Raw genomic sequence first — 14335 nt, 5'->3', positions numbered from 1 at the left:
TAATTTGGGTCGCATCTCGTGGATTAGCAGATTGTTTTTTCTTCAATGAACTTGTTAACCAGCGTCATTAACTCGTCCGTTGTCGGTTGAGCAAGAGCCTGCTCTGCTAAAACCTTCGCATCTTCGAAGTTCGTGTTACGGATAATCTTCTTAATGCGCGGGATGGAAATGGCGCTCATAGAGAACTCGTCCAGACCCATACCCAGCAACAGAAGTGTAGCACGTTCGTCGCCTGCAAGCTCACCACACATGCCAGTCCACTTGCCTTCAGCATGAGAAGCATCAATAACTTGCTTGATCAGCGTCAGAACAGAAGGTGACATTGGCTGGTAAAGATGCGAAATCATATCATTACCACGGTCAACTGCCAGAGTATACTGCGTTAAATCATTGGTTCCGATACTAAAGAAGTCTACTTCTTTCGCCAGATGACGAGCGATGGTTGCCGCCGCTGGTGTTTCCACCATCACGCCAATCTCAATCGTTTCGTCAAAGGCTTTACCTTCGTCACGCAGTTCCTGTTTGTAGATTTCGATCTCTTTTTTCAGTGCACGCACTTCTTCAACAGAGATGATCATTGGGAACATAATGCGCAGTTTGCCGAAAGCAGAGGCACGCAGAATAGCGCGAACCTGATCACGCAGGATCTCTTTGCGATCCATGGCGATACGCACGGCGCGCCAGCCCAGGAACGGGTTCTCTTCTTTCGGGAAGTTCATGTACGGCAGCTCTTTGTCGCCACCGATGTCCATGGTACGGACGATAACCGCCTGAGAGCCACACGCTTCAGCCACGGCTTTGTACGCAGCAAACTGTTCTTCTTCAGTTGGCAGCGCGTCACGGTCCATGAACAGGAATTCTGTACGGTACAGACCCACACCTTCAGCGCCATTGCGCTCTGCACCGTCGATATCACGAACGGTACCGATGTTGGCACACACTTCGACCTGGTGGCCGTCAAGCGTGATAGCTGGCAGGTCTTTCAGTTTTGCCAGTTCAGCTTTCTCTTCAGCAACCTGAGTCTGAATTTTGCGCAGCGCTTCGATCTCGTCGTTAGTCGGATTAACGTAAACCTGGTTGTTAACCGCATCGAGGATCAGATAGTCGCCGTTTTTCACTTCATTGGTGACGCTACCGGTGCCCACAATCGCTGGCAGTTCCAGGGAACGCGCCATGATGGAGGTGTGGGAGGTACGGCCGCCGATGTCAGTGATGAAACCGAGCACCTTGTTCAGGTTCAGCTGTGCGGTTTCTGACGGGGTCAAATCTTTTGCTACCAGGATAACTTCGTCCTGAATCGCGCTCAGATCAATAATGGCCAGACCGAGGATGTTACGCAGCAGACGCTTACCGATGTCACGTACGTCGGCCGCACGCTCTTTCAGGTATTCATCGTCCAACTCTTCCAGGGCAGTTGCCTGACCTTCGATAACCTCATTGGCTGCTGCATCAGCAGTCATGTGCTTATCTTTAATCAGGGCTATGATTTCCTGCTCCAGCTCCTCATCTTCCAGCAACATAATGTGGCCTTCGAAGATGGCTTCTTTCTCTTCGCCGAACGTTTCGCCAGCTTTTGTCTTGATAGCTTCCAGCTGCGCGGACGCCTTGGTGCGGCCACTCAGAAAGCGTTGGACTTCCTGGTCGACGCTGTCGGCAGAAATTTTCTTCCGGTCGATGACAATCTCATCTTCAATCAGCAACAGTGCTTTGCCGAAAGCGATACCCGGGGATGCTAAAATGCCTGAAATCATAACCCTACCTTACTTGTGACTGATTTTTAAAAGAACTCGTGAACTTACTCGAGTTCAGCCATCAGCTTAACCAGATGCTCAACTGCTTTCTGCTCGTCTTCGCCTTCTGCAGAGATGGTCACAACGGTGCCCTGAGTCAGACCCAGAGTCTGCAGTTTGAACAGGCTTTTTGCGCTGGCGCTTTTGCCGTTGGAGGTCACAGTGATCTCAGAAGTGAAGCCTTTCGCTTCTTTAACAAACTGAGCAGCAGGGCGGGTGTGCAGACCGTTCGGAGCGGTAATGGTAACTTCTTGCTGGAACATTATATTTCCCCAACTTATAGGTTTAGTGTTGTGGAACTAAAGTCTAGCCTGGCGGCTACACTTTAGCCTGTATAGATTTAGCGCCGGCGGACACGAAAACGACACAGAAGGTCTAACGCAATCCTGGCAGGCACTTCTGGCCGGTGACGTTTAGCTCGTCATTAAACATTATGCCGCGAAAGCAAGATTTGAACCAAATCATAAAATCGATTCAGCACGCTGAAATCGACATTTGAATAATTTCGCGCTTCAAAATAAATGTGATGGTTAAATACCAGACCCGGCGGGGGGAAGCAATGCCAGGTGGGCCAAAAGTATGACGAGCGCCACAAAAAAGCACCCTTTTGGGTGCTTTTTTCGTCATCTTTTTACATTTGGCATTACTGTTGCAATTCTTTCTCAGTGAAAAGATCGGCAAACAATGCGGTGCTAAGATAACGTTCTCCCGAAGAAGGTAGAATAACCACTATATTCTTATTGGTAAAGATTTCATCTTCTTGCAGTTTCAGCGCAGCAGCGACGGCTGCACCCGAAGAGATCCCCGCCAGAATGCCTTCTTCTTCCATCAAACGACGTGCGGTCGAAATCGCTTCATCATTGGTGATAGTGATGACTTTGTCGATAATCTTCAGATCCAGGTTACCCGGAATGAAGCCCGCGCCAATGCCCTGAATTTTGTGTGGGCCTGGTTTGATCTCTTCGCCAGCCAGTGCCTGGGTAATGACCGGGGAATCTGTTGGCTCAACGGCGACGCTAATCAGGTCGGTTTTGCCTTTTGTGCCTTTAATATAGCGAGTGACACCCGTCAGCGTACCGCCGGTGCCCACGCCTGCGATAAACACGTCAACCTGACCGTCTGTATCTTCCCAGATTTCCGGGCCAGTGGTCTTTTCGTGGATTTCCGGGTTCGCCGGATTGCTGAATTGCTGCAGCAGCAGGAATTTTTCCGGGTCACCGGCCACAATCTCTTCTGCCTTCTGAATGGCACCTTTCATGCCTTTCGCGCCTTCGGTCAGCACCAGATTGGCACCCAGCGCTTTCAGCAGCTTGCGGCGCTCCACGCTCATGGTTTCCGGCATGGTCAGTGTCAGCTTGTAGCCACGGGCTGCGGCTACATAAGCCAGCGCGATGCCGGTGTTGCCGCTGGTCGGCTCAACCAGTTCGACGCCCGGTTTCAGTACGCCACGTTTTTCGGCATCCCAAATCATATTGGCACCGATGCGGCATTTGACGCTGAAGCTCGGGTTGCGGGATTCCACTTTCGCGAGGATGCGTCCATTACCGATTCGGTTCAGTCGAACCAGCGGCGTATGACCGATTGTCAGCGAGTTATCTTCAAAAATCTTGCTCATAGCCAGTCCTTAACTGTTTGAAATTTGGGAACGACTCCAGCATACGCAGTTGGGCGTGATGGGGAAGGAAAGTTTTCGTATAACGATATGCTGATGTGAAATAAAGGTTATCAGTATGGAATAAGGGGCGACATTCGTCGCCCCAACTTTACCTTTATATACAGAAGAAGATCACTTCCAGAGCGCGTGCTTATCGCGATAACAGTCAACCCACATGGCGGTGGCACCACAAATGGCGACGGGCAGAATGACCAGGTTCAATATCGGGATCATGGTGAAAAGGCTGGTGAGCGCGCCAAACTGCATGTTGGTCACTTTGCGTGAGCGCAGGGCTTCGCGCATCGTTTTGAAAGGTACTTTGTGGTTATCAAACGGGTAGTCGCAGTACTGAATGGCCATCATCCAGGCGCTGAACAAGAACCACAACACGGGGGCGACGGTTTGGCCAACCCCCGGAATGAAGTACAAAATCAGCAGAACCAGTGCGCGCGGCAGATACCACGCCAGCTTTTGCCATTCGCGCTTCATAATTCGCGGGACATCTTTCATCACACCTAACACGCCGGTGTCCGGTGGTGTGGCTCCGGTGAGTCGCGCTTCGAGCTGTTCTGCCAGCAATCCGCTAAACGGGGCGGCTATCCAGTTGGTGATCGTAGAGAAGAAATAACCGAACACCAGGAGCGCTGAAAGAACCACAATCGGCCACAGCAGATAGCTCAGCCACTGTAACCAGTCTGGCACGCGGCTCATCAACGACGGTATCCAGTTACCCAATTCGCTAAACAGCCACCAGAAGGCACCGCCCATCAAAATGATGTTCACCAGCAGCGGCAGAAAAACGTAACGACGAATGCCGGGTAGGCGGATCAGTTTCCAGCCCTGAGAAAAATAGTAGACCCCGCTACGGGGTGCAGATGAGGAAACCATGGTCAGGCGATACTCCTTTTATAAAATGTCCTGGCAGTTGCAGAGCTATTTTATCGGCTTGGCGGACGATAACCAGTTAGGAAATGTTCGAAAAAACAGCAAAAAGCACGATTTGGTTCATCTTTATTGTCCGAATTCCTGGTACACACTTGCACTTGACGTGATGGGCAAATACTCTTAGTGAGTAAATGTTTGCCGTGGTGGCAAGGTGTTAGAACAACAGAGAATATAATGATGCAGGATTTGCGTCTGATATTAATCATCGTTGGCGCGATCGCCATAATTGCACTGCTGGTTCACGGTTTCTGGACCAGCCGCAAAGAACGTTCTTCGATGTTCCGCGATCGCCCAATGAAACGCATGAAATCGCGTGGCGACGAAGCGTCGGATGATGACGACTTTGATGACGATGGCGTAGGTGAAGTTCGTGTTCATCGGGTGAACCCTGCCCAGGATATGCACGCCGGGGAGCATGATGCTGCCCACCAGGCGCCGCAACACCAGTACCAGCCGCCTTATGAGCGCCAGGTGCAGCCGCCGGTACGCCATGAGGAACCCGCTCGTCAGCCAGTGCCGCCTCAGCAGCCCGTGCGTCAGCAACCGGTTCATCAGGCACTTGTGCAGCAGCCCGTGGAACAGCGTCCACCGGTTCAGCCGCAGGTCACACCACAGCAGCCTGCTCCGCAGTATCAGCAGCCTGTGCAGCAACCCCATGTTGCGCCATCACAGCCGGTACAACCTGCTGTCGCTGAGCCTCAGCCCGTTGCTCCGCAGCCAGTCGCACAGCCATCAGCGCCTGAACCACAACCGGCAGCGGTAGAAGAACCACAGCCAGTGAAGCAGGAACGCAAAGAGACGGTTATTGTGCTCAGCGTGGCCGCTCATCAAGGTTCGCACATCAACGGTGAACTGCTGCGCAACAGCATTGAGCAGACAGGATTTGTGTTCGGCGATATGAATATTTATCACCGCCATCTCAATCCTGGCGGCGGCGGTCCGGCCTTGTTCAGCCTTGCTAACATGGTGAAACCTGGCACGTTCGACCCGGAAAACATGGCCGACATGCAGACCCCAGGGGTCACTATCTTTATGCAAGTGCCGTCCTATGGTGACGAACTGCAAAACTTCAAACTGATGCTTCAGTCTGCCCAGTACATTGCGGACGAAGTCGGCGGTGTGGTGCTCGACGATCAGCGTCGGATGATAACGCCACAGAAAGTGCGCGATTATCAGGATCGCATTCGCGAAGTGAAAGAAGCCAACGCCTGATAAGCCAGGCGTACCGCACCCTTACTGAACCCCCGCCTGTCGGGGGTTTTTTATCATTGATGGTGGGATATGGAACCAATCGAACAACAACTGACAGCACTGCGAACCACGCTTCGCCATCACGAATACCTGTACCACGTTATGGATGCGCCAGAAGTACCGGATGCAGAGTACGATCGGCTGATGCGCGAACTGCGCGAGCTGGAAGAGAAACATCCCGAGCTCATTACGCCGGATTCCCCAACTCAGCGTGTAGGGGCCGCACCGCTCACTTCCTTCAGCCAAATTCGCCATGAAGTCCCGATGCTTTCGCTGGATAACGTCTTTGACGAAGAGAGCTTTGTTGCGTTCAACAAGCGTGTTCAGGACAGACTGAAAAGCACTGATGCGCTGACTTATTGCTGCGAGCTGAAGCTGGATGGGCTGGCCGTCAGCATTCTGTATGAAAACGGAATTCTGATACAGGCGGCAACCCGTGGCGATGGCACCACAGGAGAAGATATCACCGCTAACGTGCGTACCATTCGCGCCATTCCGCTGAAGCTACGTGGGGAGAATATTCCTGCTCGTCTGGAAGTTCGCGGTGAAGTGTTCCTGCCACAGGCTGGCTTTGAGAAAATCAATGAAGATGCGCGCCGCACGGGTGGAAAGCTTTTCGCTAACCCACGTAACGCAGCGGCGGGTTCTCTGCGCCAGCTTGACCCAAGAATTACCGCGAAGCGACCGCTTACTTTCTTCTGCTATGGGGTGGGTATTCTGGAAGGTGGGGAATTGCCAGCCAGCCATCTGGGCCGCCTGCAACAGTTCAAAGAGTGGGGGCTGCCGGTCAGTAATCGGGTGAAGCTCTGTAACTCGCCGGAGGAAGTGCTCGCTTACTATCACAAAGTTGAAGAGGACCGCCCACATCTTGGGTTTGATATCGACGGCGTGGTCATCAAGGTCGACTCCCTGGCCTTACAAGAACAGCTCGGTTTTGTCGCGCGCGCACCACGCTGGGCCGTTGCCTTCAAATTCCCTGCTCAGGAACAGATGACGTTTGTTCGTGATGTTGAGTTCCAGGTCGGCCGCACCGGGGCGGTTACACCAGTAGCACGTCTGGAGCCTGTTCAGGTCGCAGGTGTGTTGGTCAGTAATGCCACGCTGCATAATGCGGATGAAATCGAACGCCTCGGCCTGCGTATCGGCGATAAAGTTGTGATTCGTCGTGCAGGCGATGTTATTCCACAAGTGGTCAATGTGGTGCTGTCTGAGCGTCCTGATGAGACACGTGCCGTTGAGTTTCCGACGCATTGCCCGGTTTGCGGCTCTGATGTTGAACGCGTTGAAGGTGAAGCTGTGGCACGCTGTACTGGCGGTCTGATTTGCGGCGCACAGCGTAAAGAAGCGCTGAAGCACTTCGTTTCGCGTCGCGCGATGGATGTCGACGGCATGGGTGATAAAATCATCGACCAACTGGTCGAGAAAGAATACGTTCATACCCCGGCTGATCTGTTCCGCCTGACGGCTGGCAAACTCACTGGTCTGGATCGAATGGGGCCGAAATCCGCGCAAAATGTGGTGAGCGCGCTCGAAAAGTCCAAAGAGACAACCTTTGCGCGGTTCCTGTATGCGTTGGGCATACGCGAAGTCGGGGAAGCGACAGCGGCCGGGCTTGCCGCGCATTATGGAACGCTGGACGCTCTGCTTGCTGCCTCCATTGAAGATCTGCAAAAAGTGCAGGATGTGGGCATCGTGGTCGCGACTCACGTCTTCAACTTCTTTGCTGAAGAGAGCAACCGTGAGGTTATTCAGCAACTGCTGCAAGAAGGCGTGCACTGGCCTGCGCCGGTGGTTATCAATGCCGAAGAGATTGACAGCCCGTTTGCCGGGAAAACGGTTGTGCTCACTGGCAGCCTGAGTCAAATGTCTCGTGATGATGCGAAAGCGCGCCTGGTGGAGTTGGGCGCGAAGGTAGCGGGCAGCGTATCGAAGAAAACGGATTTGGTGATTGCCGGCGAAGCTGCGGGTTCGAAGCTTGCGAAAGCACAAGAACTGGGCATTGCGGTCATCGACGAAGCTGAGATGTTACGTCTGCTGGGAGCCTGATGTGGAAAAAGAGCAACTGATTGACATAGCTAACACTGAAATGCCCTTCGGCAAATACAAAGGCAGAATGCTGATTGATTTGCCGGAAGAGTATCTACTGTGGTTCGCCCGTAAGGATGAATTTCCTGCCGGGCGACTGGGCGAACTGATGGCGATTGCGTTGCTGATTAAAACCGAAGGGCTGACACATCTGGTTCAGCCCCTCAAACGCCCGCGTTAGGCATTCGCTTCATTGGCGGCATTTTTAGCCTGTAGCTCGTCTGCCTGACGTTTATAGCGACGAGCCAGCACGGCGCAGACCATCAACTGAATCTGATGGAAAATCATTAGCGGCAACACCATCATGCCAATCATGGCGGTAGGGAAGAGAATATTGGCCATCGGAATGCCGTTGGCCAGACTCTTTTTCGACCCGCAGAACACAATCGTAATTTCATCTGCCTTGTTGAAGCCGCATTTGCGCGCCACCACGGTATTCACCACGATAACAATCGCCAGCAGCACAATACTCACCACCACAATAAACAGCAGCGAACCCACGCCGACTTTATGCCAGATGCCGTTGACCACCGCTTCACTGAAGGCGGAGTACACCACTAGCAGAATCGACGTCTGATCGGTTTTGGAAATCCATTTCTTGTTGCGAGCGACCCAGGCACCAGTCCAGGGGCGAGAGAGATGACCCAGCACGAACGGCAGTAGCAGTTGCAGCATAATCTTGCCGACCTGCTCCAGACTGCCTTCCGCACCGTGAAGGTTCATCAGCAGGCCAACCAGTAAGGGAGAAACAAATATCCCAAGCAGGCTTGAAGCGGAAGCTGAACACACTGCGGCCGCGACGTTTCCGCCCGCCATTGACGTAAAGGCGATAGCGGACTGAACGGTTGCTGGCAGGATGCAGAGATACAGGAAACCGTTATACAGCGCCGGATCGACATCTACTGGTGCCCAACGCGCGAAGAGTACGCCTAAAACCGGGAACAGCACGAAGGTGCTGCACATCACCCACAGGTGCAAACGCCAGTGACTACCGCCCGCGATGATGGCTTCACGCGAGAGCTTTGCGCCATGCATAAAGAACAGCAGTGCAATGGCGGCGGTGGTTAACCCTTCGAAAAATGGCACGAATCCCCCGCGAGCGGGAAAGAGGGAAGCCAGCAAAACGGTGCAGATCAGCGTCAACGTAAAAGGGTCAAGAATACGAAAAAGTTTCATAAACGCTCCTGAAAGTGAATGACGCTATTGTGCTTTTTTCACTTTGAGAAATAAAATTGATTTATTGCATCCATTGATGAATAAAACAGATGAATTACTCTCTGCGTCAACTGAAGGTCTTTATTACCGTAGCTCAGGCCAGAAGCTTTAGCCGGGCAGGGGAGATGATTGGCCTGAGTCAGTCAGCAGTCAGCCACAGTGTGAAAGAGCTTGAACATCAAACGGGCGTACGTTTGCTGGACAGGACAACACGAGAAGTTGTGCTGACCGAAGCCGGACAGCAGCTTGCCGCCCGGCTTGAGCGTTTGCTGGATGAACTGAACAGCACATTGCGCGATGCCGGGCGAGTGGGGCAGCAGCTAAGCGGCACGGTGCGTGTCGCGGCCAGCCAGACGATATCGGCTCATCTCATTCCGCAGTGCATCGCGGCCAGTAATCAGCGCTATCCCGAAATAGATTTTGTTCTGCATGACAGGCCCCAGCAATGGGTGCTTGAGAGCATTCGTCAGGGGGAAGTTGATTTCGGTATTGTGATTGATCCGGGCGCGGTAAGCGATTTGCAGTGTGAAGCGATTCTTTCTGAACCCTTTTTTGTCCTGTGTCGACGGGATCATGCTTTTGCCTCTTTACCTTCCGTTTCCTGGCAGGCGTTGCAGGAGGCGAGGCTTGTCTTGCAGGATTATGCCTCCGGAAGCCGCCCACTGATTGATGCTGCACTGCTGCATCACGGAATAGAGGCAAAAATTGTTCAGGAAATTGGCCATCCGGCGACGCTATTTCCGATGGTGGAATCAGGGATCGGCATCAGCATATTGCCAGCCCTGGCGTTACCGTTACCCCAGGGAAGCCAGTTGATGGTCAAGCGGCTGACACCGGTGGTGGAGCGCCAACTGATGCTGGCCCGACGGAAAAACAGATCGCTTTCGACCGCAGCGCAGGCGCTTTGGGACGTGGTCGGACAGCAAGCCAAAGCGCTGACGGCTGCCCGAATGCACGATCCGCTGTATCAGACGTAAATATCTATTTGGTGATCGTCAGAGGGATTGTTCACGCCAGTTACCTGTGTGGCTGGTTGTTGTTGTGCCATCTCTTTCTCCGCTTGCTGGCGCTGAAGCTGTGCCAGTTGCGCTTCGAGCATGGTGATTTGTTCCTGAATCAGCTCGGCCTGTTTTTGTTTTTCATCCGCATCACCGGCGCTGTCGGCAATGGTTTTCAACTGCTGGGTCAGTTTGGTTATCTGCTGAGTGATACGAGTTATCTGCGAAGAGGTGTCGTTACCCTGCGGTGAGGCATTGACGGTTGTCGTTTGAATTCCGGGAGCAGACGAAGAGGACATTGAGATTACGGCCATCATTAACTCCTTTTAACGGGGAAAATGGAGTTATCGGCAATAAGCGGTAAAGGCTTGAGGGAAAGTTAGGAGAGGAACAGTTGGTCGATGTGATAAGTCGTGCAGGATTTACTCGTCTCATCCTGAGACTCGCCCTTCGGGTCACCGCAAGCGGTGATGCAAAATTGTTCCCGACAATTTTGTCGACCTGCAGCAGGTTCTCATCCAGCACGAATCGGACATAGCAAAAAGGCGCCTTTAGGGCGCCTTTCCACATTGGTGGGTCGTGCAGGATGACTCGCTTTGCTCGCCCTTCGGGCCGTTGCTAAAGCAACGTTATCCTGCACAATCTGCTCGGAGCCCAGAAACAACAAAAGCGCCGATAGGCGCTTGAGAGTGATGACAAACCTCCTGCAAGTGAAAGTTCGTCATAGGCCGTCGAACAATAAATAAGAAAAATCAATTCATTGATTTTTGGCTGCTAACCACAAAGAAGGAAAAACCACGTTTTTTCCTTTTTTGTCAGCAACCTGAAGCGCCGATAGGCGCTTTTGTCTGAATTTGGTGGGTCGGGCAGGATTTACTCGTCTCATCCTGAGACTCGCCCTGCGGGTCACCGCAAGCGGTGATGCAAAATTGTTCCCGACAATTTTGTCGAACCTGCAGCAGGTTCTCATCCGGCACGAATCGGACATAGCAAAAAGGCGCCTTTAGGGCGCCTTTCTACATTGGTGGGTCGTGCAGGATTCGAACCTGCGACCAATTGATTAAAAGTCAACTGCTCTACCAACTGAGCTAACGACCCGAAGTGGTGGGTGATGACGGGATCGAACCGCCGACCCCCTCCTTGTAAGGGAGGTGCTCTCCCAGCTGAGCTAATCACCCACTTCGGTACTTCACATATTACTTACAGTAAGAAATCCAGCTGGCGAGAAAGTGGTGGGTGATGACGGGATCGAACCGCCGACCCCCTCCTTGTAAGGGAGGTGCTCTCCCAGCTGAGCTAATCACCCACTTCTCAATTTCTTACTTTACACGGCGGAGACTACCTAAGTAGTGGTGGGTGATGACGGGTTCGAACCGCCGACCCCCTCCTTGTAAGGGAGGTGCTCTCCCAGCTGAGCTAATCACCCCCGCTGTGTGGAGTCGCATTATAGGGAGAGTTGAAAATGAGTCAACGGCTTTTCTAAAGATTTTGTTTGTTCGTCGTAAAATTAGACAAAACGATCGCAAATCAAACCATGGCGCATGATTTATAAACAAAATCGGCTAAGCGCAGCGTTTCGCAGGGAACAACATTGAGGATTCAGATGGGAGTGATAGAATATTGCCCACTGTTTTTTCCCAGGATTTGCCGGTGGTCGGCATCTTTCCAAACGTAAGGCCATTTCATGAAAATCAAAACTCGCTTCGCGCCAAGCCCGACAGGCTATCTGCACGTCGGCGGTGCTCGTACAGCTCTCTACTCCTGGCTTTTTGCACGTCACCAAAACGGTGAGTTTGTGCTGCGTATTGAAGACACCGATCTTGAACGTTCTACGCCGGAAGCTATCGAAGCCATTATGGACGGGATGAACTGGCTGAGCCTGGAGTGGGATGAAGGCCCTTATTTCCAGACCAAACGTTTTGATCGCTATAACGCTGTTATCGACGACATGCTGGTCGCGGGGACGGCGTATAAATGCTATTGCTCCAAAGAGCGCCTGGATGCGCTGCGCGAAGAGCAGATGGCGAACAATGAAAAGCCACGTTATGACGGCCGCTGCCGCCACGATCACAGCGAGCACGCTGCTGATGAACCTTGCGTGGTGCGTTTTGCTAACCCGCAAGACGGTTCCGTGATTTTCGACGACCAGATTCGTGGCCCGATCGAGTTCAGCAACCAGGAACTCGACGATCTGATCATTCGCCGTACTGATGGTTCCCCAACCTATAACTTCTGTGTTGTCGTGGATGACTGGGATATGGAAATCACTCACGTTATCCGTGGGGAAGACCATATCAACAACACCCCGCGCCAGATTAACATTCTGAAAGCGCTGAACGCGCCAGTGCCGGTTTATGCTCACGTTTCTATGATCAACGGCGACGATGGCAAAAAACTCTCCAAACGCCACGGCGCGGTGAGCGTCATGCAGTATCGTGATGATGGCTATCTGCCGGAAGCGCTGCTGAACTACCTGGTGCGTCTGGGCTGGTCCAGCGGTGACCAGGAGATCTTCTCCCGTGAAGAGATGATCAAACTGTTCTCGCTGGGGGCGGTAAGCAAATCTGCCAGTGCTTTCAATACCGAGAAATTGCAGTGGCTGAACCACCACTACATTAACTCCATGGCACCGGAGTATGTGGCTACTCATCTGCAATGGCATATCGAGCAGGAAAACATCGACACCCGCAATGGTCCTGAGCTGGCTGAACTGGTGAAACTGCTGGGCGAGCGTTGCAAAACACTGAAAGAAATGGCGGCAAGCTGCCGTTATTTCTATGAAGAGTTTGACGAGTTTGATGCCGACGCAGCGAAAAAACACCTGCGTCCGGTGGCTCGTCAACCGCTGGAAGTGGTGCGTGACAAGCTGAATGCCATCACTGACTGGACGGCAGAAAACGTCCATCACGCGATTCAGGCTACGGCTGATGAGCTGGAAGTCGGTATGGGCAAAGTGGGCATGCCACTGCGCGTAGCCGTGACCGGTGCCGGTCAGTCTCCTGGCCTGGATGTTACCGTACACGCGATTGGTAAAAGCCGCAGCGTAGCGCGTATCAACAAAGCGCTGGCGTTTATTGCTGAACGTGAAAATCAGCAGTAATTAAGCTGCAATGAGAAACGGCAGGTTTTTTACCTGCCGTTTTTTTATTCGCTCTCGTCAGCTATCTGCAAACGTTCCAGGAATTCACTCAATCCTTCCCGCACTAACACCTTATGCAGACGTTCTTTCTCCGTCGGCGACATCATCACCATAATGCCAAAAATCTGCTGCCAGACAGGGTCTTTATCCTGCTCGTGATAAAGATGAGGGGATTCTGCTACGCGTAATGAAAGCGAGAGATGCCGGAGTTTAGGGGTTGATGCCAGAAATTCTCTGACATCTGGCGTGATATGAATCAATCTTGCCCTTCCACCTTTTACACCTGGCACCGGTTCGGTTATCCAGTTTTGCTCGCGTATCCAACGATTGATCGTTTGGTTGGCCATGCCAACGCAACGCGCGAGTTCCTGCGTGGTCATTTTGCTATGGAGTATGTTCATTGCGACTCTTGCGTACGGATGCCCAAACGAAGCAGCAAACCAGTGATCCCTTCACGAAGCAGCAGGCTGGTGAGCTGCTTTTGTTCGCTGTGTGACATCTCTTTTGCCAGCGACAGCAGCAAAGCATCGAAGCTGTCTTCTGCCGGGCTTGGGGCATCTGCCGCGCGCTGTGCGCTATGAATAAACTCGCGGACCTGTTCGTTGACATGTACCAGACGGGCTTTGCCCCCCTGTACACCGGGACGAGGTGATGTTATCCATCCCTCTTTACGCACCCATTTGTTGATAGTTTGGCGGCTATAACCGGTCAGATGGGCGAGTTCCTCCGGCGTCATTCGTTCCTTGATCATGCTATTTCCTGAGTGCCTGTGTGGACTTAGTGGTTCATCTTATAGCATCCTTTTAGTTGAAAACGTGACGGGTTTAACTCATGAATGCGAGAAGCCTCGCAATGTCATTTAGTTGCATGCTTTTTCATCGATTGAAAGAGGGGAGACTATTTTGCCGTTGACACCTGGCAAGGGAATTCATATTATGCCGCCCGTCAACACGACACGCTTTACGTTACGGGGCTATAGCTCAGCTGGGAGAGCGCTTGCATGGCATGCAAGAGGTCAGCGGTTCGATCCCGCTTAGCTCCACCAAATTCTGCACCCATCAGAGTTTGGAACGTAAACAACATTGTGGGGCTATAGCTCAGCTGGGAGAGCGCTTGCATGGCATGCAAGAGGTCAGCGGTTCGATCCCGCTTAGCTCCACCAACATTCAAACCCTCGCCTCGGCGGGGGTTTTTGCTTTTTAGCCTTCCCGTTTCGTCAGAATATCGCGAATTTTGTCAGTCAATATTAGGCTGTGAA

The 14335-nt window shown here is 52.5% G+C and carries 13 protein-coding genes, 6 tRNA genes and 1 other RNA gene; 7 read left to right on the top strand and 13 right to left on the bottom strand.

The genetic code is table 11. The features are described from left to right. Positions 1-23: 23 nt before the first annotated feature. From ptsI to cysZ, 4 genes are all read right to left on the bottom strand, one after another. Positions 24-1751 (bottom strand): phosphoenolpyruvate-protein phosphotransferase PtsI, encoded by a 1728-nt coding sequence (ptsI, locus tag ACI2I2_RS12115; protein ID WP_404658126.1) that lies wholly within the window; start codon positions 1749-1751, stop codon positions 24-26. Between the two features lie 44 nt (positions 1752-1795). Beyond that, positions 1796-2053, bottom strand: a complete 258-nt coding sequence (ptsH, locus tag ACI2I2_RS12110; RefSeq protein ID WP_000487600.1) for a phosphocarrier protein Hpr — start codon at positions 2051-2053, stop codon at positions 1796-1798. Between the two features lie 380 nt (positions 2054-2433). Then, positions 2434-3405, bottom strand: a complete 972-nt coding sequence (gene cysK / locus ACI2I2_RS12105; protein ID WP_404658125.1) for a cysteine synthase A — start codon at positions 3403-3405, stop codon at positions 2434-2436. A gap of 171 nt (positions 3406-3576) precedes the next feature. Further along, a complete protein-coding gene (gene cysZ, locus ACI2I2_RS12100) occupies positions 3577-4332 on the bottom strand; it encodes a sulfate transporter CysZ (protein ID WP_404658124.1) in 756 nt (251 codons plus the stop codon). 231 nt (positions 4333-4563) lie between these two features. Here cysZ and zipA point away from each other — a divergent pair, with 231 nt between their 5' ends. The 3 genes from zipA (at position 4564) to ACI2I2_RS12085 (ending at position 7906) form a co-directional block, all read left to right on the top strand. Next, complete coding sequence (gene zipA / locus ACI2I2_RS12095; protein WP_404658123.1) at positions 4564-5601, top strand: cell division protein ZipA; 1038 nt, start codon at positions 4564-4566, stop codon at positions 5599-5601. Positions 5602-5670: 69 nt separating this feature from the next. Beyond that, positions 5671-7686, top strand: a complete 2016-nt coding sequence (ligA, locus tag ACI2I2_RS12090; RefSeq protein WP_404658122.1) for an NAD-dependent DNA ligase LigA — start codon at positions 5671-5673, stop codon at positions 7684-7686. Between the two features lies 1 nt (position 7687). Beyond that, complete coding sequence (locus ACI2I2_RS12085) at positions 7688-7906, top strand: DUF3820 family protein (protein ID WP_404658121.1); 219 nt, start codon at positions 7688-7690, stop codon at positions 7904-7906. Here the strand turns inward: ACI2I2_RS12085 and ACI2I2_RS12080 are convergent. Beyond that, positions 7903-8901: a bile acid:sodium symporter family protein gene (locus tag ACI2I2_RS12080; RefSeq protein WP_404658120.1), complete on the bottom strand. Its 999-nt coding sequence runs from the start codon at positions 8899-8901 to the stop codon at positions 7903-7905. The two genes, ACI2I2_RS12085 and ACI2I2_RS12080, sit on opposite strands and share 4 nt — an antisense overlap. Before the next feature lie 89 nt (positions 8902-8990). On the opposite strand from ACI2I2_RS12080, the gene ACI2I2_RS12075 reads away from it, so the two are divergent. Next, on the top strand, positions 8991-9917 hold the full coding sequence (locus ACI2I2_RS12075) for a LysR substrate-binding domain-containing protein (protein ID WP_404658119.1): 927 nt from the start codon (positions 8991-8993) through the stop codon (positions 9915-9917). Here the strand turns inward: ACI2I2_RS12075 and ACI2I2_RS12070 are convergent. The 6 genes from ACI2I2_RS12070 to ACI2I2_RS12045 all read right to left on the bottom strand — a co-directional run bounded on the left by ACI2I2_RS12070 (position 9908) and on the right by ACI2I2_RS12045 (position 11364). After that, positions 9908-10252, bottom strand: a complete 345-nt coding sequence (locus ACI2I2_RS12070; protein WP_404658118.1) for a FlxA-like family protein — start codon at positions 10250-10252, stop codon at positions 9908-9910. The two genes, ACI2I2_RS12075 and ACI2I2_RS12070, sit on opposite strands and share 10 nt — an antisense overlap. Positions 10253-10793: 541 nt before the next feature. Further along, a non-coding RNA gene (locus ACI2I2_RS12065) (RtT sRNA) lies at positions 10794-10929 on the bottom strand. Between the two features lie 31 nt (positions 10930-10960). Then, positions 10961-11036, bottom strand: a tRNA-Lys gene (locus tag ACI2I2_RS12060). Between the two features lie 4 nt (positions 11037-11040). Beyond that, positions 11041-11116: transfer RNA gene (locus tag ACI2I2_RS12055), tRNA-Val, on the bottom strand. Between the two features lie 52 nt (positions 11117-11168). Continuing rightward, positions 11169-11244, bottom strand: a tRNA-Val gene (locus ACI2I2_RS12050). A gap of 44 nt (positions 11245-11288) precedes the next feature. Continuing rightward, positions 11289-11364, bottom strand: a tRNA-Val gene (locus ACI2I2_RS12045). Positions 11365-11622: 258 nt separating this feature from the next. Here ACI2I2_RS12045 and gltX point away from each other — a divergent pair. Next, positions 11623-13038 carry a glutamate--tRNA ligase gene (gene gltX, locus ACI2I2_RS12040; protein WP_404658117.1) on the top strand — a complete coding sequence of 472 codons (1416 nt, stop codon included), beginning with the start codon at positions 11623-11625 and terminating at the stop codon, positions 13036-13038. A 44-nt stretch (positions 13039-13082) separates the two neighbouring features. On the opposite strand, the gene ACI2I2_RS12035 is transcribed toward gltX, so the two are convergent. Then, entirely contained in the window at positions 13083-13478 is a 396-nt protein-coding gene (locus tag ACI2I2_RS12035; protein ID WP_404658116.1) for a YfeC-like transcriptional regulator, read from the bottom strand. Then, positions 13475-13828: a YfeC-like transcriptional regulator gene (locus tag ACI2I2_RS12030; protein WP_404658115.1), complete on the bottom strand. Its 354-nt coding sequence runs from the start codon at positions 13826-13828 to the stop codon at positions 13475-13477. Before ACI2I2_RS12030 ends, ACI2I2_RS12035 begins: the two co-directional genes overlap by 4 nt. A 218-nt stretch (positions 13829-14046) precedes the next feature. Between ACI2I2_RS12030 and ACI2I2_RS12025 the strand changes: the two genes are divergently transcribed. Both ACI2I2_RS12025 and ACI2I2_RS12020 read left to right on the top strand, forming a co-directional pair. Further along, positions 14047-14122 (top strand) — tRNA-Ala (locus tag ACI2I2_RS12025). 41 nt (positions 14123-14163) lie between these two features. After that, positions 14164-14239 (top strand) — tRNA-Ala (locus ACI2I2_RS12020). Positions 14240-14335: the final 96 nt, after the last annotated feature.

The sequence above is a fragment of the Scandinavium sp. NPDC088450 genome, assembly GCF_044900545.1.
GTDB lineage: Bacteria > Pseudomonadota > Gammaproteobacteria > Enterobacterales > Enterobacteriaceae > Scandinavium.
The sequence above is the reverse complement of the archived record's forward strand: the minus strand, read 5'-3'. Positions and strand labels throughout refer to the sequence as shown.